This is a genomic window from Acinetobacter sp. ESBL14 (assembly GCF_036668815.1).
Taxonomy (GTDB): Bacteria; Pseudomonadota; Gammaproteobacteria; order Pseudomonadales; family Moraxellaceae; genus Acinetobacter; species Acinetobacter gyllenbergii.
Genome location: NZ_JAZEVS010000001.1, coordinates 706,933 through 730,839 on the forward strand (window position 1 = coordinate 706,933; position 23,907 = coordinate 730,839).

Here is a 23,907-nt window from a genome sequence, read left to right on the forward strand (position 1 = left end):
TGCGCATTAACGATTGAAGTTGTTATGACGAGGGAACTCATTATTCTCTTCTTCATAAGAATGTTGATAATCTTGATCAAGATGTTGCAGATGCTCATGCATGGCACGCTCATGCTGGATACGTTGGTAAATTTCCTCACGATGCACAGAAACTTCTTTTGGAGCATTTACACCAATACGCACCTGATTGCCTTTTACGCCAAGCACAGTAACACTGACTTGATCCCCAATCATTAATGTTTCTCCGACACGACGGGTCAGAATCAGCATGTTTATCTCCTTGCTAAACGCTTAAACTTGCGACAGGGAATTCATTGTTTGAAAGCACAGCCTAATATACAGAAAATTCTAACAGAAATATGTAAAAAACATTTTTTTTAGTAAGTTCTGTGAGAAGCTTCTTAAAAACCTCAAGGCTAATATAACAGAGCCACTATTAAAAAAACTATAGTGGCTCTGTTTTTTTTCTTATTTACTTGCGAGTAAATATGTTTAAGCAGCTATTAATTAAGCACGAGCACTGCTTTCGCCGTGTTCACGGTCTAGACCAAAAGCTGTATGTAAACAACGAACTGCCAATTCCAAGTAGTTTTCTTCGATGATGACAGAAACTTTGATTTCTGATGTAGAAATCATGAGAATATTAATGCTTTCTTCTGCCAATGCAGTGAACATTTTGCTCGCTACACCCGCATGTGAACGCATACCGACACCTACGATTGACACTTTTACGATGTCATCACGTGTTACAACTTCACAACCTTCGATGCTGTTTGCAGTTTGTTCTAAAATTGCTTTTGCTTTTGCCAAGTCGTTACGATTCACGGTAAAAGTAAAATCAGTTGTGCCATCTTCTTCAACGTTTTGGATAATCATATCCACTTCGATGTTGGCATTGCTAATCGGTGACAAGATTTTAGAGGCAATACCTGGCTCATCAGGAACACCCAAAATCGTTAGTTTTGCTTCGTCACGGTTAAATGCAATACCTGCAATGATTGGTTGTTCCATATCGTCTTCTGCCTCAGTGGTAATTAGTGTGCCTACGTTTTGTTTGAAATCATCATCAAATGCGCCATCATTTTCGTTATCAAAGCTTGATAATACGCGTAATGGAACTTGATATTTGCCTGCGAATTCAACAGAGCGGATTTGTAACACTTTTGAACCTAAAGATGCCATTTCCAGCATTTCTTCAAAAGAGATACGGTCAACTTTTTTCGCTTTTGGTGCTACACGTGGGTCGGTTGTATAAACACCGTCCACATCGGTATAGATTTGGCATTCATCTGCTTTCAAGGCCGCAGCAAGTGCAACGCCTGAAGTGTCAGAGCCACCACGACCCAAAGTGGTGATATTGCCATTGGCATCATAACCTTGGAAACCAGCAACGACGATGACACGACCAGCATCTAAATCTGCAGTCATGACATCGGTGTCAATCGATTCAATACGTGCTTTAGTAAATGCGCTGTCGGTTTTAATCCCAACTTGACGACCTGTATATGACTTCGCTTCTACACCAATTGAATTCAGTGCCATTGCTAACATGGAAATCGTTACTTGTTCACCCGTTGACACCATTTGATCTAATTCACGTGGGTCAGGGGTGCTGGTAATGGCCTTGGCAAGCGCAAGTAAGCGGTTAGTTTCACCACTCATTGCTGATACAACCACGACCACTTTGTGACCATGATCATGCCAACGCTTGACACGATGAGCAACATTTAAAATGCGCTCAGGAGTACCCATAGAGGTACCGCCATATTTTTGAACGATTAAAGCCATAGTTGTTCCATATAAGCCATGACCCTGAGAGGCATCAGGGTCAGTTACACAAAAGTGAAGTCTTTATTATTGCGCAAGCCATGCAGGTAAAGCTGCAATGACTTGATCAAACTTCTCGTTAAGTGGCGCGCCACCTTGTGCTAAGTCAGGTTTACCACCACCTTTACCACCCAGCTCTTGAGCCAAGTGTTTGATGATGTCACCTGCTTTTAGAGTTGCAGTGTATTGTTTAGCGACAGAGGCGATTAAACTCACTTTATCACCTTCAACACCAGCTAAAATAATGACTGCATCTTCTAATTTTGATTTTACGCTGTCATGAAGATTGCGTAATGATTTGGCATCTAAACCTTGTACCGTGGTAATCAAGGTTTGACGACCCGCAATGTCTTTGACTTGATCCAAAAGTTCAGCTGCTTGGAAGCTGGCTAACTTTTGATTCAATTGTTCAATTTGCTTTTGTAGGCTAGAAGCAGTTTCAACAATCGCTTCAACTTTCTCTACGGTTTGCTCTTTTTGTGCTTTCAATAAAGCATTGATGGTTTGGATATCAGTTTCAGCTTTTTGAACTACGTCAAGTGCTTTAGTACCCGTCACCGCTTCAATACGACGAACACCAGCAGCGACACCACCTTCAGAGGTGATTTTGAACAGGCCAATATCACCTGTGCGTTTTACGTGAATACCACCACACAGTTCGATCGAGAAGTTTTTCTCATCAATCACTGAACCCATAGACAGCACGCGAACTTCTTCACCATACTTTTCACCGAACAGCATCATCGCACCTTTGGCTTTTGCTGTTTCGATATCAAGCAGTTCAGTGCTTACCGCTGTATTGGCAATCACTTCAGCATTGACTAAACGTTCAATCTGCTGCAATTGTTCAAATGAAACGGGTTGGTCATTGGCAAAGTCGAAACGTAAAATATCGCTGGCAACCAAAGAACCCTTCTGTTGAACATGCTCACCAAGAATCTGACGTAAAGCTGCATGTAAAAGGTGAGTTGCAGAGTGATTGCGTGCTGTTGCTGCACGAATATCTGCTTTAACCGTTGCTTCAACAGGTTGAGTTGCTTTGAGGCTACCCATGGTCACGATACCTTGGTGTACAAAAGCGCCACCAGATTTTTTGGTATCTTGTACTTCGAAGATACCGGTATCGTTTTTGAAAATACCTGTATCGCCAATCTGACCACCGCTTTCTGCATAGAAAGGGGTTTGGTTCAATACGATCAGTGCTTCGTCACCTTCGTTGATTTCATCAACTTGAACGCCATCTTTATAGATCGCAACAATTTGACCTTGGCCTTGAGTCGCATCATAGCCATCAAATTGAGTTTCGCCTTCAACTTTGACAATGCTGTTGTAGTCAACTGCGAATTTACCCGCATCACGTGCGCGTTGGCGTTGTGCAGCCATCTCAACTTCGAAGCCAGCTTCGTCAATCGTCAGATCACGCTCACGTGCAATATCAGCCGTTAAGTCAGTCGGGAAGCCGTAAGTGTCATACAGTTTAAATACAGTTTCACCAGCAATCACATTGCCTTTCAGTTGAGCTAATTCACCTTCGAGCAATTTCAAGCCTTGCTCAAGTGTTTTCGCGAATTGCTCTTCTTCTTTAAGAAGCTGTGCTTCGATGCGTGCTTGCTGTGCAGCAAGTTCTGGATAAGCATCGCCCATCACGTCAATCAGCGGTTGCAACATCTTATAGAAGAATGAACCTGTTGCACCTAACTTGTTACCATGACGTACGGCACGACGAATAATACGACGCAATACATAACCACGACCTTCATTTGAAGGATTAACACCGTCAGCAATCAAGAATGAACATGAACGTGCATGGTCTGCAATCACTTTTAACGATGCTGGATATTCAACGGGTTTATTTTGTGCTTTCGCTTCAGCTTCAATGGCAGTGGTATCTAAACCAATGATGTCAGCAGCAGCTTTTAATAAGTGTTGGAACAGGTCAATTTCATAGTTTGAATTGACATGTTGCAGTACAGCCGAAATACGCTCCAAGCCCATACCTGTATCCACAGAAGGTGCCGGAAGAGGGTGCATGACACCATCCGCAGTACGGTTGAACTGCATGAAAACGTTGTTCCAGATTTCGATGAAACGATCACCATCTTCTTCTGGTGTGCCTGGTAAGCCACCCCAAATATGGTCACCATGATCATAGAAAATTTCAGAACATGGACCACAAGGACCTGTGTCACCCATTGCCCAGAAGTTATCTGATGCGTATTGGCCACCTTTGTTATCGCCAATACGGATAATACGTTCAGCATCGATCCCGATTTCTTTGTTCCAGATATCAAATGCTTCATCATCGGTATGATAAACCGTGACATATAAACGATCTTTCGGTAAGCCTAACCACTGTTCGCTGGTCAAAAATTCCCAAGCAAATTTCAATGCATTTTGTTTGAAATAATCACCAAAAGAGAAATTACCTAACATTTCAAAGAAAGTATGGTGACGTGCTGTATAACCGACGTTGTCAAGGTCATTGTGCTTACCGCCAGCACGTACACATTTTTGTGATGAAACAGCACGGACATAGTCGCGCTTTTCTAAACCTAAGAAACAATCTTTAAACTGGTTCATACCAGCATTGGTAAACAGCAAAGTTGGGTCGTTGGCGGGAACGAGAGAACTCGAAGCGACACGTGTATGCCCTTGCGATTCGAAATAACGCAAAAATGCTTCACGGATTTCAGCTGATGTCATAAAGCGAGTACTCACAACCAAGACACTCCATAATTTTGAATTTGGCTATATGCAACAAGGTACGTTGTGTCTAATGTTCTACAATCGAACCCAGTGCGTGGCATAGATTTTAAAAGTGCTAAATTATAACGGAAAATACCTGCCTCACCAACGATTTTACAAGCAATATCATATAAAACTGTGTTTAAGCTAAAAATCTATATTCAACAATGCGCTTGATGTTTTACCATATAGCATAGAAAAGATGATGTTTTGATGAATAAGGACGCTACATGCAACGTATCGCTATCAATGGATTTGGTCGAATTGGTCGGAATGTATTACGTGCGTGGTTTGAGAGTCCTAAGCAATTTCAGTTTGATATTGTTGCCATTAATGATATTGCTGATGTGCAGACTTTGGTGCATTTGTTTAAATACGACACCACGCATGGTCGTTTTGCTGGTCAAGTTGAAATTCAAATTGAAAATCAACATATTTTTTTGAATATTCAGTCCAATCAACGTCAGTTAAAACTACAGGTTTTTAAGCAGGCTCAGCCAGAATTATTGCCTTGGGCCGACTTAGATATTGATGTGGTGCTTGAATGTACCGGTCTATTCCGTTCACGTGCTGATGCGACTCGTCATGTTGAGGCAGGGGCCAAGCGTGTGATTATCGGCGCTGCGCCTTTTGATTCTGTCGATGCTGCGATTGTCTATGGTGTTAATCACAATGATGTGAAAGCCACAGATCAAATCATCTCCAGTGTGTCGTGTACTACGCAGGCCTTAGTGCCGTTGGTCAAAATTATTGATGATGCCTTTGGTATTGATACCGCATTAATGACAGAAATCCATGCGGTCACAGCCGATCAATCGGTTTTGGATCATGCGCACCGAGATTTACGTCGTGCACGCGCATCAGGGCAAAATATTATTCCAACCACATCGAGTGCTTTAGGTGCGTTAAAACAAGTCATGCCAAAAATGGAAGATCGGATTAATGGTTATTCTATTCGCGTGCCGACCATTAATGTGGCTGCTATTGATCTGACTTTTGTTTCACATTCACCGATTACCGTGCACAAAGTCAATGAAGTTTTGAGCAAAGCGGCGCAATTTGATTATGCTCAGATTATGCAAGTGACGGATGAGGATTTGGTTTCAAGTGATTTTAATCATTCACCATATTCTTTGATTGTAGATTTAACTCAAACCATGGTGGTGGGGCATCAAGCAAAAGTTTTTGCGTGGTATGATAATGAATGGGGTTATGCAAATCGCTTGTTAGATTTGTGTGAAACTTTTTGTGATTAATATTTTAAATAAGATATAAAAAATAATCTGGGGTGTCGCATGACATTGATGTTGATTTGGGGATTTATTGCTGTTTTATTGGTGGCGGTGGCTTTTTTATTCTGGTTTCAGCTTAAAAGCGTAGACGTACCAAACTCAGATAGTCAGGTGCAACAACTTGAAGAAAAGGTGATACACCTAGAGTTGCATCTGAAAAAGAGTCTGGAAATCATGCAGGATCTTGCCAAGAAGATGCATGTCCAACAAGAAGTTTTAGACCGTACTGTGGCAAATATTACTGCATTGGAAAAACAGAATGTTGAGCTAGTGAATGTTTTGGAAATTATGGTTAAAAGTGGGAATAAAAGTATTTAAAAATTATTAATTTTTCTTTGTATTATATAATGCTAATTATATATCATAGGCTTGTTCATAATAAATAAGATTTAACTAAAAAGTGATGGTATGGAACTTAATTTAAAAAATAAAGGTATCGTGATTATCTCAACAAGCCTTATTCTAACGGCATGTGGAGGTGGGTCTGATCAAAGTAATGAATCTAGGGTTGAAGGGAAACCAACTCAAGACGATGTGCTTTATCAAGTTTATTATCAGGCACCAAGGATTTCTGACAATATTATTGAAGACTATTTTGAGATCACAAACTATTCGGTTAAAAATAATCAGATTAATTTCACCAAATCTCATAATATTCCTTTAGATCGACCAATATTGACTGAAACTAAAATATTGGAGAAAGGTACGCCACAAACAAACATCGTTAAGCGAATATCTTCTACGCAATGGTTGTATGAGCGTACACCGGAACTTAAGCAGAATTTAAACTTTCAATTGGTAAAATTAGAAGGTGAAAATATCTTTGATCGAGTAATGCCGGGTTATAGAGATCATGTTGATTTAACAGTAAACCCAGAACGACTTGACCAGAATTTAATTAAATTTTATTCGACCTATAAAAATGCTGTATTTCCTAAAAATAGTTATTGTTATCGTTTAAAAGAGACCCAGTGGAATCAAGCATATCTAGAGTCAGATTTTTCATTTTCTGATTTTTCATCTTTTGATGAGCAGAAGCGACAAATTGTCGATCTATATAATAATCTGGATGAAGATAAAAAATATTTTAGACTTTTAGATACAAAGTGGCATGGCTATAACCTCATTGCATTAGAAAATTTAGAGACGGTAGAAGCATACAGTAGATTGGGGAATAGCGAAAATCAAAGTACCAATAGCCAATTCACTTCAGGTCAGTTATGGGATGCTGACAAGCATTTAGCCTATGAGAAAAGTCATCCTTATCAAGGTGGAGATACCCCAATTGATTTATCGATGAAGCAAAATCAACGTTTAAATAATGCCAAATTAGAGAACGGCTGTTTTGCATTCAATACTCAGGCTGCTGATGCAATCAAAAAATTAAATCTGATTAATTGGAAGCAGGGGGATCGTTCAGATGTTAGGCAGTTCTTTGGATTAAGAACGTGGACGTATACGAGCAAGGAGTAGTTTCAATCTATTGAATATACTCGTTAATTTTTTCAAGATGATTGATTGCTCTATGAATTGAAGTATAAAGAATTATTCAAATTCAAAGGTGCATCACATAAATCTTCGTGCTACACTACGCTGAATCGGGCATTCACCCGATTTTTTTATGTGGTTGCTTTTTGTGTGGATGCTTCCACATTGAACAGATTTTAGGTTTGGAACATGGCCATTTCAGAGACATGGTTGCTCCCTGACGGGGTAGCAGATGTATTGCCAGAACAAGCGCAAGTGGTTGAAACCTTGCGTCGAGAAGCGTTAGATTTCCTCGCAGTTCGAGGTTATCAATTGGTGTATACGCCATTTATTGAATACATCGAATCGCTCTCGCTACTTTCAGAATCTAATCAAGATTTAGATTTAGTCACTTTCAAAGTTATTGATCAGCTTTCAGGTCGTCTACTTGGCGTTCGTGCAGATATGACACCGCAAGTTGCGCGTATTGATGCCCATGTTCGACCAATTGAAGGTGTGGCACGTTATTGCTATGCAGGCTCAGTATTGCATACCAAACCACAGAATTTTAATGCAACACGTGCACCCTTACAGTTAGGTGCAGAGTTGTATGGTCATGACAGCATTGAAGCCGATGTTGAAATGATCAATGTTATGCTCGCATTAATTGAGCATACCCATACTTTAGAAGGGGCTCACTTAGATCTAGGTCATGTGGGTTTATTCCGTAGCTTGGTTAAGCGTGCTGGTTTAAATAAAAATACAGAAAGTGAACTTTCTGATTTATATCAGCGTAAAGCATTGCCAGAATTGGAAGCGTTCACTCAAGATTTAAGTATGGGTGCGGATTTTTATGCATTAGGTCGTTATGCAAGTGATCTGGATGCATTACAAACGCATTTAAGCCAAGATATTTTAAATGATGTTGATTTTAAAACCGCATTAGATGCTTTGAAATCGACATTGGCACAAATCCAATTGCGTTGGTCTGACCTCAATGTTGGCATCGACGTGGTGGAGTTGCGTAGTTATCACTACCATACAGGTTTAATGTATGCCATTTATGCACCAAATCGTGCAGCACCACTGGCTCAAGGTGGTCGTTATGATGGTATCGGTGAACACTTTGGACGTGCACGTCCAGCAACCGGATTTAGTTGTGATTTATATGCCTTAGGCGCGACACAGTTTGTTGAAATTGAAACTGTGGTGGCACCGAAGGGCAATGATCAAGATTTATTAAATGCAATTGCAGAGGCGCGTGGCAATGGTTCACGTGTGGTGCAGTTGTTGGGTAATGATGATTTAAGCTCAGTACCATATGCGACCCATCAGTTGGTGGCTCAAAATGGACAATGGGTAATTGAAAAAATTTAATTGCCAAGTGATTTAAAACTTGGTTTCCAATTTTAACAGCATGATGTAATGAGGCTATTATGGGCAAAAATGTTGTGGTACTTGGTACCCAATGGGGCGACGAAGGAAAAGGTAAAATCGTCGACCTGCTCACAGATCAAGCGGCTGCGGTAGTACGCTATCAAGGCGGACACAACGCAGGTCATACGCTTGTCGTAGGTGGTAAGAAGACTGTATTACACCTCATTCCATCAGGTATTTTACGTGAAAACGTATTGTGCTTAATCGGGAATGGTGTCGTTCTTTCTCCTGAAGCCCTAATTAAAGAAATGGCGATTTTGGAACAAGAAGGCGTACCTGTTAAAGAACGTTTACGTATTTCTCCAAACTGCCCATTAATCTTGCCAAACCATATCGCACTTGACCAAGCACGTGAGAAAAAACGTGGGAATGCCAAGATTGGTACGACAGGTCGTGGTATTGGTCCAGCTTACGAAGACAAAGTTGCACGTCGTGCTGTACGCGTTGCAGACTTGATTCGTGGTGGTGCTTTGCTTGAAGAAAAACTTCAGGAAATGCTTGAGCTGCATAACTTCCAACTTACTCAATTCTATGGCGTTGAGGAAGTTAAGTTTGAAGACGTACTTGCATTGTGCAACGAATGGCGTGAAGTGCTTGCACCATTAGTGATTGATGTAACGACTGTACTGCATAATTACCGCAAAGAAGGTAAGGCAATCATGTTTGAAGGTGCGCAAGGTTCATTGCTTGACATCGACCATGGTACTTATCCATTTGTAACCAGTTCAAACACCACTGCAGGTGGCGTAAGCTCTGGCTCAGGTATGGGTCCATTGCATTTAGATTATGTATTGGGTATTACCAAAGCATATACAACACGCGTAGGTGCGGGTCCATTCCCAACCGAGTTGCATTATGATGCAGCAACAGATACAGGTGATGCGATTGGTCGTCACTTAGGTACAGTTGGTCATGAGTTTGGTGCATCTACTGGTCGTCAACGTCGTTGTGGTTGGTTCGATGCTGAGATTTTACGTCGTTCGGTTGACGTGAACTCATTATCTGGTATTTGCTTAACGAAGCTTGATGTATTAGACGGTTTAGAAGAAGTAAAAATCTGTGTAGGCTATGAAGATGTAGATTCAGGCTGTGCAGGTTCTTCTGATGCGATTTCATTCGAAAGCTTGAAACCAATTTATGAAACCATGCCAGGTTGGAGCGAATCAACCGTAGGTCTGACTCAAATTGATCAACTTCCTGCAAATGCATTGGCATATGTACGTCGTATTGAAACTTTAATTGGTTGCCCAATTGATATCGTTTCAACTGGTCCTGACCGTGCAGAAACAATTGTATTGCGTCATCCGTTTTCAGCATAAGCTGAATAGATGATAAAAAAAGCTCTCATGAATTTGAGAGCTTTTTTTATGGGAAATATTTAGGCAGAGCGAGATGGCGTTAAAACTGATTGCTGAAGACTATATCCAGCCAGATAAAATTGATGAAGTGTTAGCGCTTTATCAAGAATTGGTAGAGAAAACGAGAACTGAAGCAGGCTGTATTGCCTATGATCTGTATCATGATCATAAGCAAACAGGACATTTTGTTTTTATTGAAGAATGGATAGATCGTGAGGCATTGGATTTACATGTACAATCGGAACATTTTCAGCGCTTAGTCCCACAAATTGATCAATATCAAATACAGGCTGGGCGTTTTACCCATTTGCATCGCTTCGAAGTTTTGTTGTCTGATAAAGAAGATAGATAGGTTCATCTTGACTCAAAAATCAGTAATAGCAAAAAATTAGATTTTGATTCCAATCTTTGTTATTTCACAGCCCAAATAATCCTCGTTATAGTGATTCTACGTTCAAACAAAGAGGGTTGAAGCATGACCAAAAAGAGAATCCGCTACAATGGCTATGAATTAGCGTGCCGATGTTAATTTAAATCAAAGCGCTTAAAAAGGTACAAACCAATTTTGATCAAGGCGGGGAGAGAGGTTGGTTTGAACATTTAAACAATAAAAATAATACTGAGTGTTTGATAATAAAATTTATAAAAAAACGAAGAGAACCGTGAGGTTCTCTTTTTTATTGGGATTGATCTTCGATTTCTTTGACTGCATTGTAGACCGCTGCAGGCTCGATATTGAGGATTTTTTTACCAAAGCTTCTAAGCCACCAGACCAGTTGTGAAGTAAATGGAACCGTTGCAGAAACTTCAACGATATTCTCTTCTAAGTGTTGGATGATTTGATCCTTACTTAGTTGGCTTTCATAGAAACTTTTGGCTGTACTTTCGGTCATCGTTAGCTTTAACTGAATTTGTTCAGTTGGCTTGTTATAGTCAACGCGGAATCCGAGTGCGCCAGATTCAATATAATTATCAATTTCAAAGTTCACAGGATGTAAGGCACGGCTTTCCAATACCGTTGCTGCCTTAAAGCGGTGCAATGCAAAAGTCTGTACGTCAGTTTTATCATTGCGGGTACAGATTAAATAAATCACTGCACCTTTTTGAACCAAGGCTAATGGATTGAGGATATAGCTCTTATCTTCACCTTGATGAGTTCGGGCACGATAAATACATTCGATCTGTTTGTCTTGTAATAAACCTTCGTAAATCGCCTGTTGCGCGTGTTTATCGACTACTGGTGGAATCAGTGGTTGAGTTGCCGGCACAATACGCACACGGTTGATCCATTGTCTGACATTGTTCTGGGTCGATAAACTACGTTTGGCGAGGTCAAACCAAGGTGTCATTTCTTCTAATAAACTCGGTGGAAGCAAGTGACGTAAATGTTCTTCGACCATCATAAACGTAACGGCTTGTGAGCTGGTCATATGTGGCAAGCTCTGAATCGGTGCATCCGAGCGCCAACGCCAACCTTGAGGCACGGTTTTATTGCTTTCAATCGGGAAGCGTTGGGCAATCTGGTTTAAATCACGCTGGATTGTACGCAAACTGATATCAATACCTTCTCGTTCTAATATTTCTTGTAATTCACGAGTACCCATCCATTTCCCAGTTGAAAGGCGGGATAAAATTTGCCATTGGCGATAAAGGCTATTGGATGTTTCTTTTTCTTGTACGGATGACATAAGCGTAATACGTAATTCAATGGTCTAAAGCAGACACAATAAAAAAACTATACTTAATTATCAAGTCCATCTGATCCAGATTACGTATTTACGACTGAAATGGGGGCATTTTTGCTTAAATATTCTAGTTCTGATTGAAAATTGATCATTTATATAAGTGGCATTGAAATTGCTTTGTTTAAATATAAATAAATGATGAGACGAGGTTTCTATGTCAGAACAAGAGAACAGCCTACATATCAGTACAGATTATTTTACAGCAGAACCAAATATAGCAGTTCCCGTTGATACGTCTACATTTATTCCTCAGCTCAATGTCAGCACAAATCTATTTGAGCAACTGAAATCGCAATTTTTTAATGAAATGTTAGATGATAAAAGTTTTAACGGTGAAGCATCGAAAAAAATTGAACAATGGTTAAGTATTCGTAGCCTGGAGGATTTAAAGAGTTTAGAAGCACAAGCGAAGCAGCATTTTCTCTATCAAGGGATTACCTTTAATGTCTATGGTGATCAGGAGGGCGCAGAACGAACCATTCCGTATGACCTTATTCCACGTGTGATTGAAAAGAAACAATGGGAAAAAATTGCAACAGGCTGTGCACAACGGGTAAAAGCCCTGAATTTATTTTTAGACGATATCTATCATGGTCAGCATATTTTAAAAGAAGGCTTAATTCCTGCGGAACAAGTGATTGCCCATGAGGCTTTTCAGCCACACATGTTAAAGCATCAGTTGAAAGGGAAGGTTTATTCGCAAATCAGTGGGATTGACATCATTCGTGATGGTCAAGGCGATTTCTTTGTATTGGAAGATAATTTACGTACACCATCGGGTGTGTCTTATATGCTGGAAAGCCGCAAAATCAGTCAGAAACTGATGCCTGATTTATGTAGTAGCAATAATTTACAAGGGATTGAGCAATATCCAAGTCTGTTAAGAGCAATTTTGGAAGAAAATGCCTATGTTGATCGGCCTTTGATTGTGGTGCTTACGCCTGGACGTTTTAACAGCGCCTATTATGAGCATTCATTTCTAGCACGGGAAATGGATGTACCACTGGTGACCAGTCGGGATTTATTTGTTGAAGATGAGAAAGTTTATGTCAAAACTATTCGTGGTCGTCAGCAGGTAGATGTGATTTATCGCCGTGTTGATGATGATTTTCTTGATCCACTTAGCTTTAGGCCTGATAGCAGCTTAGGTGTGGCTGGCTTAATGTCTGCTTATCTACAACATAATGTTGTGATCGCCAATGCGCCCGGAACTGGGGTTGCAGATGACAAATCGATTTATCCTTATGTCGATCAAATGATTCAATTTTATTTAGGCGAAGCACCGATTTTAAATAATGTGCCCACTTATCAATGCCGAGAGGCTGAGCAACTTGATTATGTGCTGAGCAATTTAGAAAAACTGGTGGTTAAAGAAGCACAAGGTTCTGGTGGTTATGGCATGTTGATTGGTCCGCAAGCAGATCAACAACAAATCGATTGTTTTAGACAGAAATTGATTGAAACACCGCATTTATATATTGCCCAACCGACATTGGCACTTTCCGTTGCACCAACACTGACCATGGAAGGCGTGGCCGAACGCCATATTGATTTACGTCCTTTTGTACTCAGCTCACCTTATCGTACTGAAATTGTGCCAGGTGGATTAACACGCGTTGCTATGCAGGCGGGTTCTTTGGTGGTTAATTCTTCTCAAGGTGGAGGAATTAAAGATACTTGGGTGGTTGAAAGCTTGCGTTCCTAAGCGGTATATCCACAGCTTGGATGTAAGCTGGGCTGTGGCATTTATATAAAGAAAAGGGAGGAAATTTATGCTTTTACTTAGTTCAAGTGCTCAACATATTTACTGGTTAGGACGTTATTTATTCCGCATTGCCTATGTGGCAGAACAGCTACCTTTTGTAGATGATCAGCAGGCTTCAAAATTTGCACAAGCACTTTGTTTGCATATTGAAGATGCAGAGAACTTGAACCAATTCATGTTAGACCGACAGCAGCCTTATTCCTTGTTAAGCCAACTTGAGATTGCACGTGACAATATTCAGGAATTAAGAGGTTTATTGACGGCACAAGCCTATGCGGAACTGAATTATTTGATTAAAAGTACGGCTGCGGATGGATTCGCGATTCAAACTGTGGTGCAAAATTGTTGTGAGATCCTAAAAGCAGAACAAGAAGATATTTTTCTATTCTTTCATATTGGGCAATGTATTGAGCAAATCGATACCTATTTTAGATTTCAACATAATCTTCATACGGTATTTGATACCATAGATCCGACGCTTGAACAGTTATTCCAGTTGGGATGGCAAGATTTACAACCCTGTTGGGAGGTTTTAAAACAACAGCCATACTTGAGTCAGTTTTATGCATTTACCTATAAATTGGAAAATCAATTTGAGGCATCCTCATGAAACTTATGGTCAATCACCAGACGCATTATCGCTATAGCGAAGTTGCACGGAATAGTGTCCAGTCAATCAAAATGATGCCACAGAGTTCTCGGCATCAAAGCATTGAAAATTGGCATATCAGTGTGCCTGGACAATATTCATGTCAGCGTGATGCGTTTAACAATTTGTGGATTACTGCAACACAACGCCATGATTATCGATATCTGACCATCATGGCGCAAGGTGTGGTCGATTTGCATGCGACGGAGTTGGGTTATGTCGAGACCGATATTTCACCGATGATTTTTTTACAGCGAACTGCGATGACTTGCTGTGACCTGACCATGTCGGATTTCGCACATTCGATTGTGACGACAAAAGATCGGCAGCACTTGATTGTTTTATCTGAAAAAATTCTAGAACAAGTACCTTATCAACCAGAAAGTACTTCAGTCACGACCTCTGCAATTGATGCATTTTATGCAGGTCAGGGGGTTTGCCAAGATCATGCACATATATTAATTGCCATGTGTCGTGCGCTACAATTACCAGCGCGTTATGTATCAGGCTATATCTACGATGAAAATCAACCGCACCTTGCCAGTCATGCATGGGCCGAGATTTTTGTGGATAATGAGTGGTATTGTTTCGATGTAAGTAACCAGATATTTACACCCCAAAATCATATTTATGTCGCGGTCGGGCGCGACTACTTAGATGTGGCACCAGTGCGTGGCATACGTGAGCAAGGTGGGGTGGAAAGCATGATGTCTGTGGTACAGGTTTTGGCATGTTAAGTATAAAGAGTGAAAGATGACCTATTGTTGTGCATTAAGATTAGAGCAGGGTTTGGTATTGATTAGTGATACTCGAACCAATGCTGGGGTCGATCATATTTCTGTATTTCGCAAATTGCATACCTTTGGAGTGGAAGGCGAGCGTTTTATTGCGCTACAAACATCGGGTAATCTAGCAACGACTCAGGCTGTGATAGGACATTTGCAAAATGCTTTGGCGCTGCACCAAGAACCCAACTTATATAGTGCCAATACCATGTTTGAAGTGGCTGAGCTGGTGGGTAAAACCTTACGTAAAGTGCTTGAAGATATTACCAGCGATACGCAAGAACAGATGAATTATTCTTGTAGCATATTGGTCGGCGGGCAGATTCAAGGCGAAGAAATGCAGCTGTATAATGTGTATCCGCAGGGCAACTTTATTTGTGCAACCATTGATACGCCTTATTTTCAGATTGGTGAAAGTAAGTATGGAAAACCGATTTTAGATCGTGCCTTGTACTATGATATGCCCTTAGATGATGCTCTACGTTGTTCACTCATATCTTTTGATTCAACTTTGCGATCTAACGTTTCAGTCGGCCTACCTTTAGATGCCTTGGTTTACCATAAAGACAGTTTTATAATTCCAGAAGGTAAGCGTATTGGTGAAGATGATCCTTACTTTACCCAAATCAGTAAACAATGGTCAGAGACTTTGCGCCGTGGTTTGCAAGAATTGCCAAAACCAACTGCTGACTACGGTTTATAACTTCCGTTAAGTCTCTCTCAAAAGAATGCATAGAGCCTTTTGAGAGGGAATTATCCTAAGAGGTTGGTCTGTTTTTGCTTAGGATGCGATCCAGCGACAAGATGCTTGGTCGAGATGTAATCAGTATCGCAAGAATAAACATATACAACAGGTCATGGATGTAGAAGAACCAACTAAGCCAACTTATCGTGTCTAATCCATTGGGGATGGTATGGATCCCAACCGTGTATAAAGCGGTTAGACAGATTATAAATAACAAGATACTACTGATTTGAGTTAACAAACCGATAATCAAGAATAAACCTGCGAACATCTCCGTGGCTGACACAAAGCTGCTCATGATTTCTGGAAATGGAATGCCTGCTTCGGTCATCGTTTCCAGCATAATCAGTTTGTTTTTTTCAACGAAAAGCTTGTTGAAACCTGTAGTAAAGAAAAAAATGCCGATCGAAATTCGGATCATAAACAGAACCAATTGCTGGATCGGCATTTTATAAAGCGGATTATCGTAAATTAGTTTGAACATGCTGAATCGGATGGGTTAAAACCCTTATTAGAGGTAAAACCCAAAAATTGATCAAGTCATGTTTAGTTATCTAATTGACGTATTGGGCGTTGGGTGAGGCGGCAAAGTAGCTCGTAGCCGATGGTTCCGTTGGCTGCTGCTACATCATCAACCAAGCGAGATTGGCCCCAAAGCTCAACTTTTGTGCCAATTTCTGCTTTAACAGTGCTGATATCAATCGCGATCATGTCCATACTGACACGACCAACAACGGGGACCAGTTGTTGGTCGATGGCAACAAAGTTTTGTTTGATATACGCACGTGGATAGCCGTCACCATAGCCAATCGAAACAATCGCGATCTCTGTCGGACATGTGGCTGAATAGGTTGAACCATAACCGACTAACTCACCTTGTTGAATCTGATTCAGTGCAATGATTTCGGCACTAAAGGTCATGACAGGCTTTAGATCGAGTTCATGTACGTTTTTATCGGCAAAAGGTGATGCGCCGTAAAGCATGATACCGGGACGAACAAAATCAAAATGCAGTTCAGGATATTTATAAATTGCAGCAGAATTACAGCAAGACACCAAGATTGGTTCACAGGCTTGTTTGACCTGTAAGAACTGCTGTTTCTGCTGTTCATTTAAAGGATGCTCTACATCAGCATTGGCAAAATGCATGGCAAGTACACAGGTAAAACCTTCAGTTTTTAAACGTTGAATGACTTTAATGATTTCATCGACTTTGAAACCTAAGCGGTTCATGCCGCTATTTAATTTGACCCAAACTTTTAAGCCTAATGTGTTGTAAGCGGTTTTATGTTGAATCAACCATTCAACTTGTTGTGCGTGATGGACAATACATTCAAGTTTCTGTTCAATAACTTGTGTCATTTCATCTTCAGCAAATACACCTTCAATCAGGGTAATGGGTTGAGTATATCCCAGTTGCCTGATCTCCAAAGCTTCTTCTAAACAGGCGACACCAAAAGCGTCCGTGGCCTCTAAGGCGGCTAAACAGTTCTTAACTCCATGTCCATAGGCATTGGCTTTGACCATACTGACGATTTTTGAATGTGGAGCAAGTTGTTTAACACGGTTTAAATTATATTGCAGTGCTGCACTGTCAATATAAACTGTTGCTTGGCGCACCCTGATTTCTCCTTTGGGTCGGCTAGGAAATGAGATAATGCAATTTGAATCGCGAAGGGCTTATTCCTCATCCTCATATTGAGCATAGAACTCAGGCGAGAGGTTACTAAAACGGGTATATTGGCCTTCGAAGGCAAGACGAACGCTACCAATTGGACCGTTACGCTGTTTACCGATGATAATCTCGGCAGTGCCTGCTTCTTTAGATTCTTTGTTATAGACTTCATCACGGTAAATGAACATGATCAAGTCGGCATCCTGCTCGATCGCACCCGATTCACGCAAGTCTGACATGACTGGGCGTTTGTTTGGTCGGTTCTCCAAACTACGGTTCAGCTGCGATAGTGCAATCACAGGACATTGCATTTCTTTGGCTAAGGCTTTTAAGCTTCGTGAAATTTCCGAGATCTCGCCGACACGGTTATCGCCCATACCAGGTACTTTCATCAGCTGTAAGTAGTCGACCATGATACAGCCGATTTTCCCATCATGCATTTTGGCCACACGACGCGCACGGGCACGAAGTTCGGTGGGTGGTAGGGCAGACGAGTCATCGATATAGAGATGCATTTCTTGCAATTGCAGAATGGTGCCTGTCACTTTGGTCCATTCGTCTGCATCGAGATTACCTGAACGTAAATGCCCTTGATGGACTTTACCCATGGCTGAAATCAAACGCATGGCAATCGAGTCTGCTGGCATCTCCATCGAGAATACCAGAGCAGGTAGGCGGTTGTATTGCAGTACACTTTCAACCAAGTTCATGGCGAATGTGGTTTTACCCATTGATGGACGTGCCGCAACAATAATTAAATCCCCAGCCTGCATTCCCGAGGTTTTGTTATCGAGTTCCAAGAAGCCCGTGGTTAAACCGGTAATGTTGCCATCAAGTTTAGACAATTCATCTAATTTAGTAATGACATCTGCGGTTACAGAGCTGATGGATTTAGGCCCAGAATCTTTTTTATTGTTATTGTGCTGTTCGGCCAAAGAGAAAATACTGGTTTCTGCTAAATCAAGAATCTCACTGACAGGGCGACCTTTGGTGTCATAGGCATTTTGTAAAATATCACTGCTGATTTTGATCATGTTACGCAGAGTTGAAAATTCCTTGATTTTATTTGCATAAATTTCAAGGTTATAGAAACTTGATGGAGAGTCTGCCATCAATTGCATCAAGTATTCTTCACCACCGATGGCATCTAACAAGTTTTGTTTGAGCAACCAATCATTGACCAAAACAGCATCATAAGGCGAGTTTTCTTGTGCCAGTTTCTCAATGGCACGATAGATATATTTGTGACGTGTTGCATAAAAATCATTTTCTTTAAGTAAGTCACTAACTTGCTCAAAAGATTCTGCAACCGTCATTAAGGCTGCTAAGACCGCTTGCTCGATGGCTAGGTTATGCGGTGGGGTACGGAATTCTTTTAGCTGACCTGAGTCACTCACTTTACTCTCTGTGTTTGGAGAATTTTTTGTAAAATTGGCATTCGCCTGTGACATAACAAGACCTAATAAAAAGATGAAACAATACCGAGTGACTATCTTAATCCAAATGGAGCGTATCGGCACAATTTAATTCAGTGAAAATTGTGTAAGTGGCGAAAAAGTGTGGTTCAGCAGTTAGAGCCGATTGGATGCACCCCATTGGCACATCATGTCTAATAATGGAATTAAGGACAGCCCGCGTTCAGATAAGCTGTATTCGACTTTGGGTGGAATTTGTGGATATTCCTTACGAATAATCAATTGGTCTCTTTCCATTTCTTTCAAGGTCAGACTCAAAGTTTTAAAAGAAATATTCCCGATGGAGCGTTTTAGCTCATTGAATCGCATGATGGATTTATGCTGATAAAGCCAATACATGATGATCATTTTGTATTTGCCATTGATCAAGGAAAGTGTATATCCAAAATCTGTTTGCTCTAAGTCAATTTGGGGTGGGGCGCAAGTTTCCATTATTCTCTGCTGACACTAACTTTTAGTCTAGTATATAACCATCATGACCGTACTTAAATTATCTCTAGTATGCTTTTATAATCGACTCATCACTATAACTGTACGGTCAATGGAGTCTATTGAAATGAAAAAAACGCTTGTGATTGTTGCTCATCCTGACATCAATAATTCCATAATAAATAAATGTTGGATTGAAAAATTACATCAATATCCTGAGCAGTTCACTGTACATGAGCTTTACCAAAGTTATCCAAATGGTCAGATTGATGTGTTAAAAGAGCAAGCTTTGGTAGAAACGCACCAGAATCTAGTATTTCAGTTCCCTGTGTATTGGTTTAACTGCCCACCATTATTAAAGCAATGGTTAGATGATGTCCTGACTTATGGTTGGGCTTATGGTTCAGTAGGAAATCAGTTAAAAAATAAGAAAATAACCCTTGCAGTATCGACTGGAAGTAAAGCACATGACTATTCAGTGGATGGGCGACATCAAGTGAGTTTAGAAACTTTGTGTGCTCCTTTTGAATTGACTGCACGTTATGTCAAAGCCGATTATCAGCCTGTTTATGCTTTTTATGGAATGGAAACCCAGCCAGAGGAGGGTGAGGTTTTACCTACAATCAATGATGTTGAGCAAAGTGCAGAGGATTATGTGAAATATTTATTAGCGATGCATTAATGATGTTTTATACCAGATTTATTCCTAAAACAGGATCATTAGACATAAAAAAAGAGCATGTAAAACATGCTCTTTTCTTTGCAGAAATTACTCAGATACGATAGTAACGAGAACTTCAGCAACAACATCATGATGCAATTGGATTGCGATGTTGAATTCACCAGTGTGACGAAGCGCACCGTTTGGTAAACGAACTTCTGCACGGTCAACAACAAGACCAGCATTCGTTAAAGCATCAGCGATGTCACGAGTACCGATAGAACCGAACAATTTACCTTCGTCACCAGCTTTCGCAGTGATCACGATGTTAACTTCGTTCAATTGTTCAGCACGTGCATTCGCAGCAGCTAATACTTCAGCTTCTTGCTTCTCAAGTTCAGCGCGACGAGCTTCAAAAGCAGCAGTGTTTGCTTCAGTTGCAGCTACAGCTTTACCTTGAGGGATCAAGAAGTTACGACCGTAACCAGCTTTAACTGATACTTTGTCGCCTAATTTACCAAGGTTCTTAATGCGTTGTAATAAGATAACGTCCACAGCTCACCTCACTTACTTATGGTTGTCAGTGTACGGAATCAAAGACAAATAGCGAGCTTGTTTAATAGCTAACGCTAATTGACGTTGATAACGAGCTTTAGTACCTGTAATACGGCTAGGAACAATCTTGCCGTTTTCAGTGATGTACTGTTTTAAAGTGTCGATATCTTTGTAGTCGATGTACGCAACATTCTCAGCTGTAAAGCGGCAGAACTTGCGACGACGGTAAAAACGTGCCATTGAGGTTCTCCTTATTCAGCTTCTTGAATTGCTTGTTGTGCTTCTTCACGTTGAGCTTTACGCGCACGTTTTTCTTCAGCACTCTTAGCAAGTAAAGATTCTTCAGTAATTGCGTGTTCACGACGGATGATGATGTTACGAATGATTGCGTCGTTATAACGGAATAATTCTTCTAATTCATCAAGAGTCGTTTGACCACATTCAACATTCATAAGAATGTAGTGTGCTTTGTGAATTTTGTTAATCGGGTAAGCCAATTGGCGGCGGCCCCAATCTTCTAAACGGTGAATTTGACCTTCAGCTTCTTTGATCTGAGAGATATAGCGTTCAACCATACCTACAACTTGATCGCTTTGGTCTGGATGTACCAATAGTACGATTTCGTAGTGACGCATTGTCAGCTCCTTACGGTTTAAGCAGCCCCTAAATATAAAAAATTAGAAGCAAGGAGTCATAACTTAAAAGTTATGTCGCAAATTGCGAAGCGGGGATTATATTCAAATTGACGCTATAAAGCAAATTTGCCATAGTCTTTACATGATATTTTTTAAATAAAATAGGCAATAAGCATGGAACAACGCTTTTTAAAAACAGTTGCATTGATCGAGTCAATTTTACAGTCAGGCACTGAGGAGGCATACTTTGAAGTGTTTGAGCAATATGAAGGGAGTATTTATCAAGTTTTAATGATTGTTGATTGGCGAGAAGAAGATGAAGTAATTGTTGAATATTGCGAAAAAATATTGCAAACAGGGAATTTAAGCGTAGAGACAGAAAGTGCTGATAATACCCAAGGTTTTATCATTCGTCTTCATTACAAAGATCAAGCACTGATCATTCCTTATCAGGGCGAGGGTGCTGATCGAGATACCACTTTAAAAGCACTTAATCAAATTTTACAGCCAGATTATGAAATCCGTTTTTGTGAGCCTTCTGATGGTTCCGATACCTTGGAGTTCATCCCATTACCAAAAGCATTATGGCAAAAATTAGATCAAAAATATTCACATCAGATTGATCAATTGTTTAGACGATTTGAGCCAGAGAGTGTGTTCTTTGGCTAAATGATGTAGCAGCGTAATTTTTACGATTGTAAAAATAGGTGCAGAGTATAAACAATACATAGTTTTCATTTAGGCAATAAAGAACTCAATGTTTTTATTGCACGAAATGATAAAAATTGGGAGAGCATAAAAAGATAGAGTGTTCTCTATCTTTTTAAAAAATAGGGAAGAGTGGTGCAGGGCTTTTAAAAGTAAAGCTAAAGCTTAAACTGATGACAGTAACGAGAATTACTGAGAAAAGGAAAAAGCGTTTTGCCCAAAGCTGATCATCTTCGGCTTTGAATCCTAAAATAGCAAGGTAGAGCCAGTAAATGCAAAGTACATTACAGATAACCAAGAAAACCATATTGGTATATCCATAAACATAGAGTGCATTCATCGCTAGAGTAAATAAAACCACATAAATCAGTGATTCGATTTTTGTTCTAAGGATGGAACGGGCTACAGGTAAAATAGGAACTCCTGCGTTTTTGTAGTCGTCAAAACGATAAATTGCGATTGCCCATGAATGTGGCATTTGCCATAAAGCATATGCAACAAAGATCAGTAGCGCCGCCATATCGAACTGATGACTTACAGCCGTATAACCAATAACAGGGGGACTCGCTCCGGAAATACTACCGATGACGGTTTGATGGATAGTGGTACGTTTTGTCCACAAACTATAAAAACCGACATAGACTACAAAACCAATCACAGCGAATAAAAATGCATAAGCATTGACATAGAACCAGAGCATGCTAAAGCCAATTACACCTAGAACCAATGCATAACACAGGGCAACAGTAGGGGAAATGGTTTTTGTCACAAGTGCGCGATTCATGGTGCGCTGCATTTTTTGATCGATGTCTTGATCAATAACATTATTGACCACACAACCAGACGCAACCACAAAAGTTGTTCCGAGCAGGGTAAGCAATAATAAGAGGTAGTCTATAGAGCCTTGGGCGGCTAAGAAGAAGCCGCCCAAGGTGGTAATAAAATTACCGAAGAGAATTCCTGGTTTAGTCAGGAATAAGTACTTTTTCCACATGACAATCAGTTTAGATCATCATGTTGTAGTGTAGGTAATTCATAATCCACACAGAGCCGACTAAAAGTACAGCGATACATAAGATTGTGTAGATAAATGCAATAAGGTTCCAACGTTGTTCAGATGATGTATTCATGTGTAGGAAGTACACAAGTTGTACAAGTACCTGAGCAACCGCAGTAATTGCAATTACTGTAACTAAAACGCCACGACTGAAACCACCAGCCATCACCATCCCGAATGGGATGATGGTGAGGATAACAGAAAGGATAAATCCAACAGTGTATTGTTTAAAGTTACCGTGTGACGCACCTGCAGCATTATGGTCATGACTACTCATTAGAGAACTCCCAGTAAGTAAACGACGCTGAATACACAGATCCAAACGATGTCAAGGAAGTGCCAGAACAAGCTTAAGCAAGCAAGACGACGTGTATTCGGTAAGGTCAAACCATTCTTTTTGATTTGATACATCAACACTAACATCCACACCAAACCAGAAGTTACGTGGATACCGTGTGTACCAACCAAGGTAAAGAATGCAGATAAGAATGCACTGTGAGTTGGGCCATGACCTTCGTGTACGAGGTGATGGAACTCATAGATTTCCATACCAATGAACGATGCACCGAAAAGGAATGTAATGAATAACCAAGTGATCACTTGATTTACATTCTTTTTATAAGATGCAAGTACAGCAAAACCAAATGTTACCGATGAGATCAATAAGGCAAATGTTTCAGTTAACACGAAGCCTAATGAATCATGGAACAGGTCATATGCACTTGGAGTTCCTGGTGGAATATGACTGCTTAATACAGCGAACGCAATGAAGAGTGATCCGAAAAGAATCAAGTCACTCATCAAGTATGTCCAGAAACCAAAGACCGTTAAGTCTGTATCATCATGTTCATGATGACCATCGTGGCCGTGGTTGTCGTGATGAAGTACTTCAGCCAT

At 40.4% G+C, this 23,907-nt stretch carries 26 protein-coding genes; 12 read left to right on the forward strand and 14 right to left on the reverse strand.

The genetic code is table 11. The features are described 5' to 3' along the window. Positions 1-6: 6 nt before the first annotated feature. The 3 genes from csrA to alaS all read right to left on the reverse strand — a co-directional run bounded on the left by csrA (position 7) and on the right by alaS (position 4,545). Positions 7-270 carry a carbon storage regulator CsrA gene (csrA, locus tag V6E90_RS03410; protein WP_004654447.1) on the reverse strand — a complete coding sequence of 88 codons (264 nt, stop codon included), beginning with the start codon at positions 268-270 and terminating at the stop codon, positions 7-9. 237 nt (positions 271-507) lie between these two features. After that, entirely contained in the window at positions 508-1,788 is a 1,281-nt protein-coding gene (locus V6E90_RS03415; protein ID WP_016540957.1) for an aspartate kinase, read from the reverse strand. A 66-nt stretch (positions 1,789-1,854) separates the two neighbouring features. Beyond that, entirely contained in the window at positions 1,855-4,545 is a 2,691-nt protein-coding gene (gene alaS, locus V6E90_RS03420; protein ID WP_332604505.1) for an alanine--tRNA ligase, read from the reverse strand. Positions 4,546-4,802: 257 nt separating this feature from the next. On the opposite strand from alaS, the gene V6E90_RS03425 reads away from it, so the two are divergent. The 6 genes from V6E90_RS03425 (at position 4,803) to V6E90_RS03450 (ending at position 10,478) form a co-directional block, all read left to right on the forward strand. Further along, entirely contained in the window at positions 4,803-5,828 is a 1,026-nt protein-coding gene (locus V6E90_RS03425) for a type I glyceraldehyde-3-phosphate dehydrogenase (RefSeq protein WP_332604506.1), read from the forward strand. A gap of 39 nt (positions 5,829-5,867) precedes the next feature. Then, on the forward strand, positions 5,868-6,182 hold the full coding sequence (locus V6E90_RS03430) for a hypothetical protein (protein ID WP_065342354.1): 315 nt from the start codon (positions 5,868-5,870) through the stop codon (positions 6,180-6,182). A 90-nt stretch (positions 6,183-6,272) separates the two neighbouring features. Then, positions 6,273-7,337: a hypothetical protein gene (locus V6E90_RS03435; protein ID WP_332604507.1), complete on the forward strand. Its 1,065-nt coding sequence runs from the start codon at positions 6,273-6,275 to the stop codon at positions 7,335-7,337. Positions 7,338-7,541: 204 nt separating this feature from the next. Continuing rightward, complete coding sequence (locus tag V6E90_RS03440) at positions 7,542-8,708, forward strand: ATP phosphoribosyltransferase regulatory subunit (RefSeq protein WP_332604508.1); 1,167 nt, start codon at positions 7,542-7,544, stop codon at positions 8,706-8,708. A 59-nt stretch (positions 8,709-8,767) separates the two neighbouring features. Continuing rightward, on the forward strand, positions 8,768-10,087 hold the full coding sequence (locus tag V6E90_RS03445) for an adenylosuccinate synthase (RefSeq protein WP_016540963.1): 1,320 nt from the start codon (positions 8,768-8,770) through the stop codon (positions 10,085-10,087). A gap of 73 nt (positions 10,088-10,160) precedes the next feature. Then, positions 10,161-10,478 carry a putative quinol monooxygenase gene (locus V6E90_RS03450; protein WP_332604509.1) on the forward strand — a complete coding sequence of 106 codons (318 nt, stop codon included), beginning with the start codon at positions 10,161-10,163 and terminating at the stop codon, positions 10,476-10,478. 325 nt (positions 10,479-10,803) lie between these two features. Here V6E90_RS03450 and V6E90_RS03455 read toward each other — a convergent pair whose 3' ends face one another. Beyond that, positions 10,804-11,814 (reverse strand): helix-turn-helix transcriptional regulator, encoded by a 1,011-nt coding sequence (locus V6E90_RS03455; RefSeq protein WP_016540965.1) that lies wholly within the window; start codon positions 11,812-11,814, stop codon positions 10,804-10,806. Between the two features lie 211 nt (positions 11,815-12,025). Between V6E90_RS03455 and V6E90_RS03460 the strand changes: the two genes are divergently transcribed. The 4 genes from V6E90_RS03460 (at position 12,026) to V6E90_RS03475 (ending at position 15,773) form a co-directional block, all read left to right on the forward strand. Beyond that, the gene (locus V6E90_RS03460; protein WP_332604510.1) at positions 12,026-13,576 is read left to right on the forward strand and encodes a circularly permuted type 2 ATP-grasp protein; all 1,551 of its coding nucleotides are present in this window, start codon (positions 12,026-12,028) and stop codon (positions 13,574-13,576) included. A gap of 67 nt (positions 13,577-13,643) precedes the next feature. Next, on the forward strand, positions 13,644-14,246 hold the full coding sequence (locus V6E90_RS03465; RefSeq protein WP_016540967.1) for an alpha-E domain-containing protein: 603 nt from the start codon (positions 13,644-13,646) through the stop codon (positions 14,244-14,246). Next, positions 14,243-15,022, forward strand: coding sequence for a transglutaminase family protein (locus V6E90_RS03470; RefSeq protein WP_023270265.1), 780 nt, complete (start codon positions 14,243-14,245; stop codon positions 15,020-15,022). Before V6E90_RS03465 ends, V6E90_RS03470 begins: the two co-directional genes overlap by 4 nt. A gap of 16 nt (positions 15,023-15,038) precedes the next feature. After that, the gene (locus tag V6E90_RS03475; protein WP_005293001.1) at positions 15,039-15,773 is read left to right on the forward strand and encodes a proteasome-type protease; all 735 of its coding nucleotides are present in this window, start codon (positions 15,039-15,041) and stop codon (positions 15,771-15,773) included. Positions 15,774-15,828: 55 nt separating this feature from the next. On the opposite strand, the gene V6E90_RS03480 is transcribed toward V6E90_RS03475, so the two are convergent. The 4 genes from V6E90_RS03480 to V6E90_RS03495 form a co-directional block, all read right to left on the reverse strand. Continuing rightward, positions 15,829-16,299: a DoxX family protein gene (locus tag V6E90_RS03480; protein ID WP_262758395.1), complete on the reverse strand. Its 471-nt coding sequence runs from the start codon at positions 16,297-16,299 to the stop codon at positions 15,829-15,831. 62 nt (positions 16,300-16,361) lie between these two features. Further along, positions 16,362-17,435 carry an alanine racemase gene (alr, locus tag V6E90_RS03485; RefSeq protein ID WP_332604511.1) on the reverse strand — a complete coding sequence of 358 codons (1,074 nt, stop codon included), beginning with the start codon at positions 17,433-17,435 and terminating at the stop codon, positions 16,362-16,364. Positions 17,436-17,495: 60 nt separating this feature from the next. Then, a complete protein-coding gene (dnaB, locus tag V6E90_RS03490; protein WP_005204716.1) occupies positions 17,496-18,941 on the reverse strand; it encodes a replicative DNA helicase in 1,446 nt (481 codons plus the stop codon). A gap of 120 nt (positions 18,942-19,061) precedes the next feature. After that, positions 19,062-19,397: a winged helix-turn-helix transcriptional regulator gene (locus tag V6E90_RS03495; protein ID WP_004654415.1), complete on the reverse strand. Its 336-nt coding sequence runs from the start codon at positions 19,395-19,397 to the stop codon at positions 19,062-19,064. 124 nt (positions 19,398-19,521) lie between these two features. Between V6E90_RS03495 and V6E90_RS03500 the strand changes: the two genes are divergently transcribed. Beyond that, a complete protein-coding gene (locus V6E90_RS03500; protein WP_332604512.1) occupies positions 19,522-20,076 on the forward strand; it encodes an NAD(P)H-dependent oxidoreductase in 555 nt (184 codons plus the stop codon). An 87-nt stretch (positions 20,077-20,163) separates the two neighbouring features. Here the strand turns inward: V6E90_RS03500 and rplI are convergent, their stop codons facing one another. From rplI to rpsF, 3 genes are read right to left on the reverse strand one after another with little or no spacing between them, the layout of a single operon-like run. Further along, positions 20,164-20,610, reverse strand: a complete 447-nt coding sequence (gene rplI, locus V6E90_RS03505; RefSeq protein ID WP_004654410.1) for a 50S ribosomal protein L9 — start codon at positions 20,608-20,610, stop codon at positions 20,164-20,166. A gap of 12 nt (positions 20,611-20,622) precedes the next feature. Further along, on the reverse strand, positions 20,623-20,850 hold the full coding sequence (rpsR, locus tag V6E90_RS03510) for a 30S ribosomal protein S18 (RefSeq protein WP_000090661.1): 228 nt from the start codon (positions 20,848-20,850) through the stop codon (positions 20,623-20,625). A gap of 11 nt (positions 20,851-20,861) precedes the next feature. Next, positions 20,862-21,245 (reverse strand): 30S ribosomal protein S6, encoded by a 384-nt coding sequence (gene rpsF / locus V6E90_RS03515; RefSeq protein ID WP_004654408.1) that lies wholly within the window; start codon positions 21,243-21,245, stop codon positions 20,862-20,864. Positions 21,246-21,419: 174 nt separating this feature from the next. On the opposite strand from rpsF, the gene V6E90_RS03520 reads away from it, so the two are divergent. After that, on the forward strand, positions 21,420-21,914 hold the full coding sequence (locus V6E90_RS03520) for a hypothetical protein (protein ID WP_016540971.1): 495 nt from the start codon (positions 21,420-21,422) through the stop codon (positions 21,912-21,914). 154 nt (positions 21,915-22,068) lie between these two features. Here the strand turns inward: V6E90_RS03520 and cyoE are convergent, their stop codons facing one another. Genes cyoE through cyoC form a run of 3 tightly spaced genes read right to left on the reverse strand, consistent with a single transcriptional unit; the run spans position 22,069 to position 23,907 of the window. Next, entirely contained in the window at positions 22,069-22,947 is an 879-nt protein-coding gene (gene cyoE, locus V6E90_RS03525) for a heme o synthase (RefSeq protein WP_016540972.1), read from the reverse strand. Positions 22,948-22,957: 10 nt separating this feature from the next. Then, positions 22,958-23,287, reverse strand: a complete 330-nt coding sequence (locus tag V6E90_RS03530) for a cytochrome o ubiquinol oxidase subunit IV (RefSeq protein ID WP_004654404.1) — start codon at positions 23,285-23,287, stop codon at positions 22,958-22,960. After that, complete coding sequence (cyoC, locus tag V6E90_RS03535; RefSeq protein WP_005274296.1) at positions 23,287-23,907, reverse strand: cytochrome o ubiquinol oxidase subunit III; 621 nt, start codon at positions 23,905-23,907, stop codon at positions 23,287-23,289. Before cyoC ends, V6E90_RS03530 begins: the two co-directional genes overlap by 1 nt.

What these genes read in the sequence shown, in the direction of transcription:
- csrA (WP_004654447.1), bottom strand. Translation starts at nt 270, where the DNA reads ATGCTGATTCTGACCCGTCGTGTCGGAGAAACATTAATGATTGGGGAT.
- V6E90_RS03415 (WP_016540957.1), bottom strand. Translation starts at nt 1,788, where the DNA reads ATGGCTTTAATCGTTCAAAAATATGGCGGTACCTCTATGGGTACTCCT.
- V6E90_RS03425 (WP_332604506.1), top strand. Translation starts at nt 4,803, where the DNA reads ATGCAACGTATCGCTATCAATGGATTTGGTCGAATTGGTCGGAATGTA.
- V6E90_RS03430 (WP_065342354.1), top strand. Translation starts at nt 5,868, where the DNA reads ATGACATTGATGTTGATTTGGGGATTTATTGCTGTTTTATTGGTGGCG.
- V6E90_RS03435 (WP_332604507.1), top strand. Translation starts at nt 6,273, where the DNA reads ATGGAACTTAATTTAAAAAATAAAGGTATCGTGATTATCTCAACAAGC.
- V6E90_RS03440 (WP_332604508.1), top strand. Translation starts at nt 7,542, where the DNA reads ATGGCCATTTCAGAGACATGGTTGCTCCCTGACGGGGTAGCAGATGTA.
- V6E90_RS03445 (WP_016540963.1), top strand. Translation starts at nt 8,768, where the DNA reads ATGGGCAAAAATGTTGTGGTACTTGGTACCCAATGGGGCGACGAAGGA.
- V6E90_RS03450 (WP_332604509.1), top strand. Translation starts at nt 10,161, where the DNA reads ATGGCGTTAAAACTGATTGCTGAAGACTATATCCAGCCAGATAAAATT.
- V6E90_RS03455 (WP_016540965.1), bottom strand. Translation starts at nt 11,814, where the DNA reads ATGTCATCCGTACAAGAAAAAGAAACATCCAATAGCCTTTATCGCCAA.
- V6E90_RS03460 (WP_332604510.1), top strand. Translation starts at nt 12,026, where the DNA reads ATGTCAGAACAAGAGAACAGCCTACATATCAGTACAGATTATTTTACA.
- V6E90_RS03465 (WP_016540967.1), top strand. Translation starts at nt 13,644, where the DNA reads ATGCTTTTACTTAGTTCAAGTGCTCAACATATTTACTGGTTAGGACGT.
- V6E90_RS03470 (WP_023270265.1), top strand. Translation starts at nt 14,243, where the DNA reads ATGAAACTTATGGTCAATCACCAGACGCATTATCGCTATAGCGAAGTT.
- V6E90_RS03475 (WP_005293001.1), top strand. Translation starts at nt 15,039, where the DNA reads ATGACCTATTGTTGTGCATTAAGATTAGAGCAGGGTTTGGTATTGATT.
- V6E90_RS03480 (WP_262758395.1), bottom strand. Translation starts at nt 16,299, where the DNA reads ATGTTCAAACTAATTTACGATAATCCGCTTTATAAAATGCCGATCCAG.
- dnaB (WP_005204716.1), bottom strand. Translation starts at nt 18,941, where the DNA reads ATGTCACAGGCGAATGCCAATTTTACAAAAAATTCTCCAAACACAGAG.
- V6E90_RS03495 (WP_004654415.1), bottom strand. Translation starts at nt 19,397, where the DNA reads ATGGAAACTTGCGCCCCACCCCAAATTGACTTAGAGCAAACAGATTTT.
- V6E90_RS03500 (WP_332604512.1), top strand. Translation starts at nt 19,522, where the DNA reads ATGAAAAAAACGCTTGTGATTGTTGCTCATCCTGACATCAATAATTCC.
- rpsR (WP_000090661.1), bottom strand. Translation starts at nt 20,850, where the DNA reads ATGGCACGTTTTTACCGTCGTCGCAAGTTCTGCCGCTTTACAGCTGAG.
- rpsF (WP_004654408.1), bottom strand. Translation starts at nt 21,245, where the DNA reads ATGCGTCACTACGAAATCGTACTATTGGTACATCCAGACCAAAGCGAT.
- V6E90_RS03520 (WP_016540971.1), top strand. Translation starts at nt 21,420, where the DNA reads ATGGAACAACGCTTTTTAAAAACAGTTGCATTGATCGAGTCAATTTTA.
- cyoE (WP_016540972.1), bottom strand. Translation starts at nt 22,947, where the DNA reads ATGTGGAAAAAGTACTTATTCCTGACTAAACCAGGAATTCTCTTCGGT.
- V6E90_RS03530 (WP_004654404.1), bottom strand. Translation starts at nt 23,287, where the DNA reads ATGAGTAGTCATGACCATAATGCTGCAGGTGCGTCACACGGTAACTTT.
- cyoC (WP_005274296.1), bottom strand. Translation starts at nt 23,907, where the DNA reads ATGGCTGAAGTACTTCATCACGACAACCACGGCCACGATGGTCATCAT.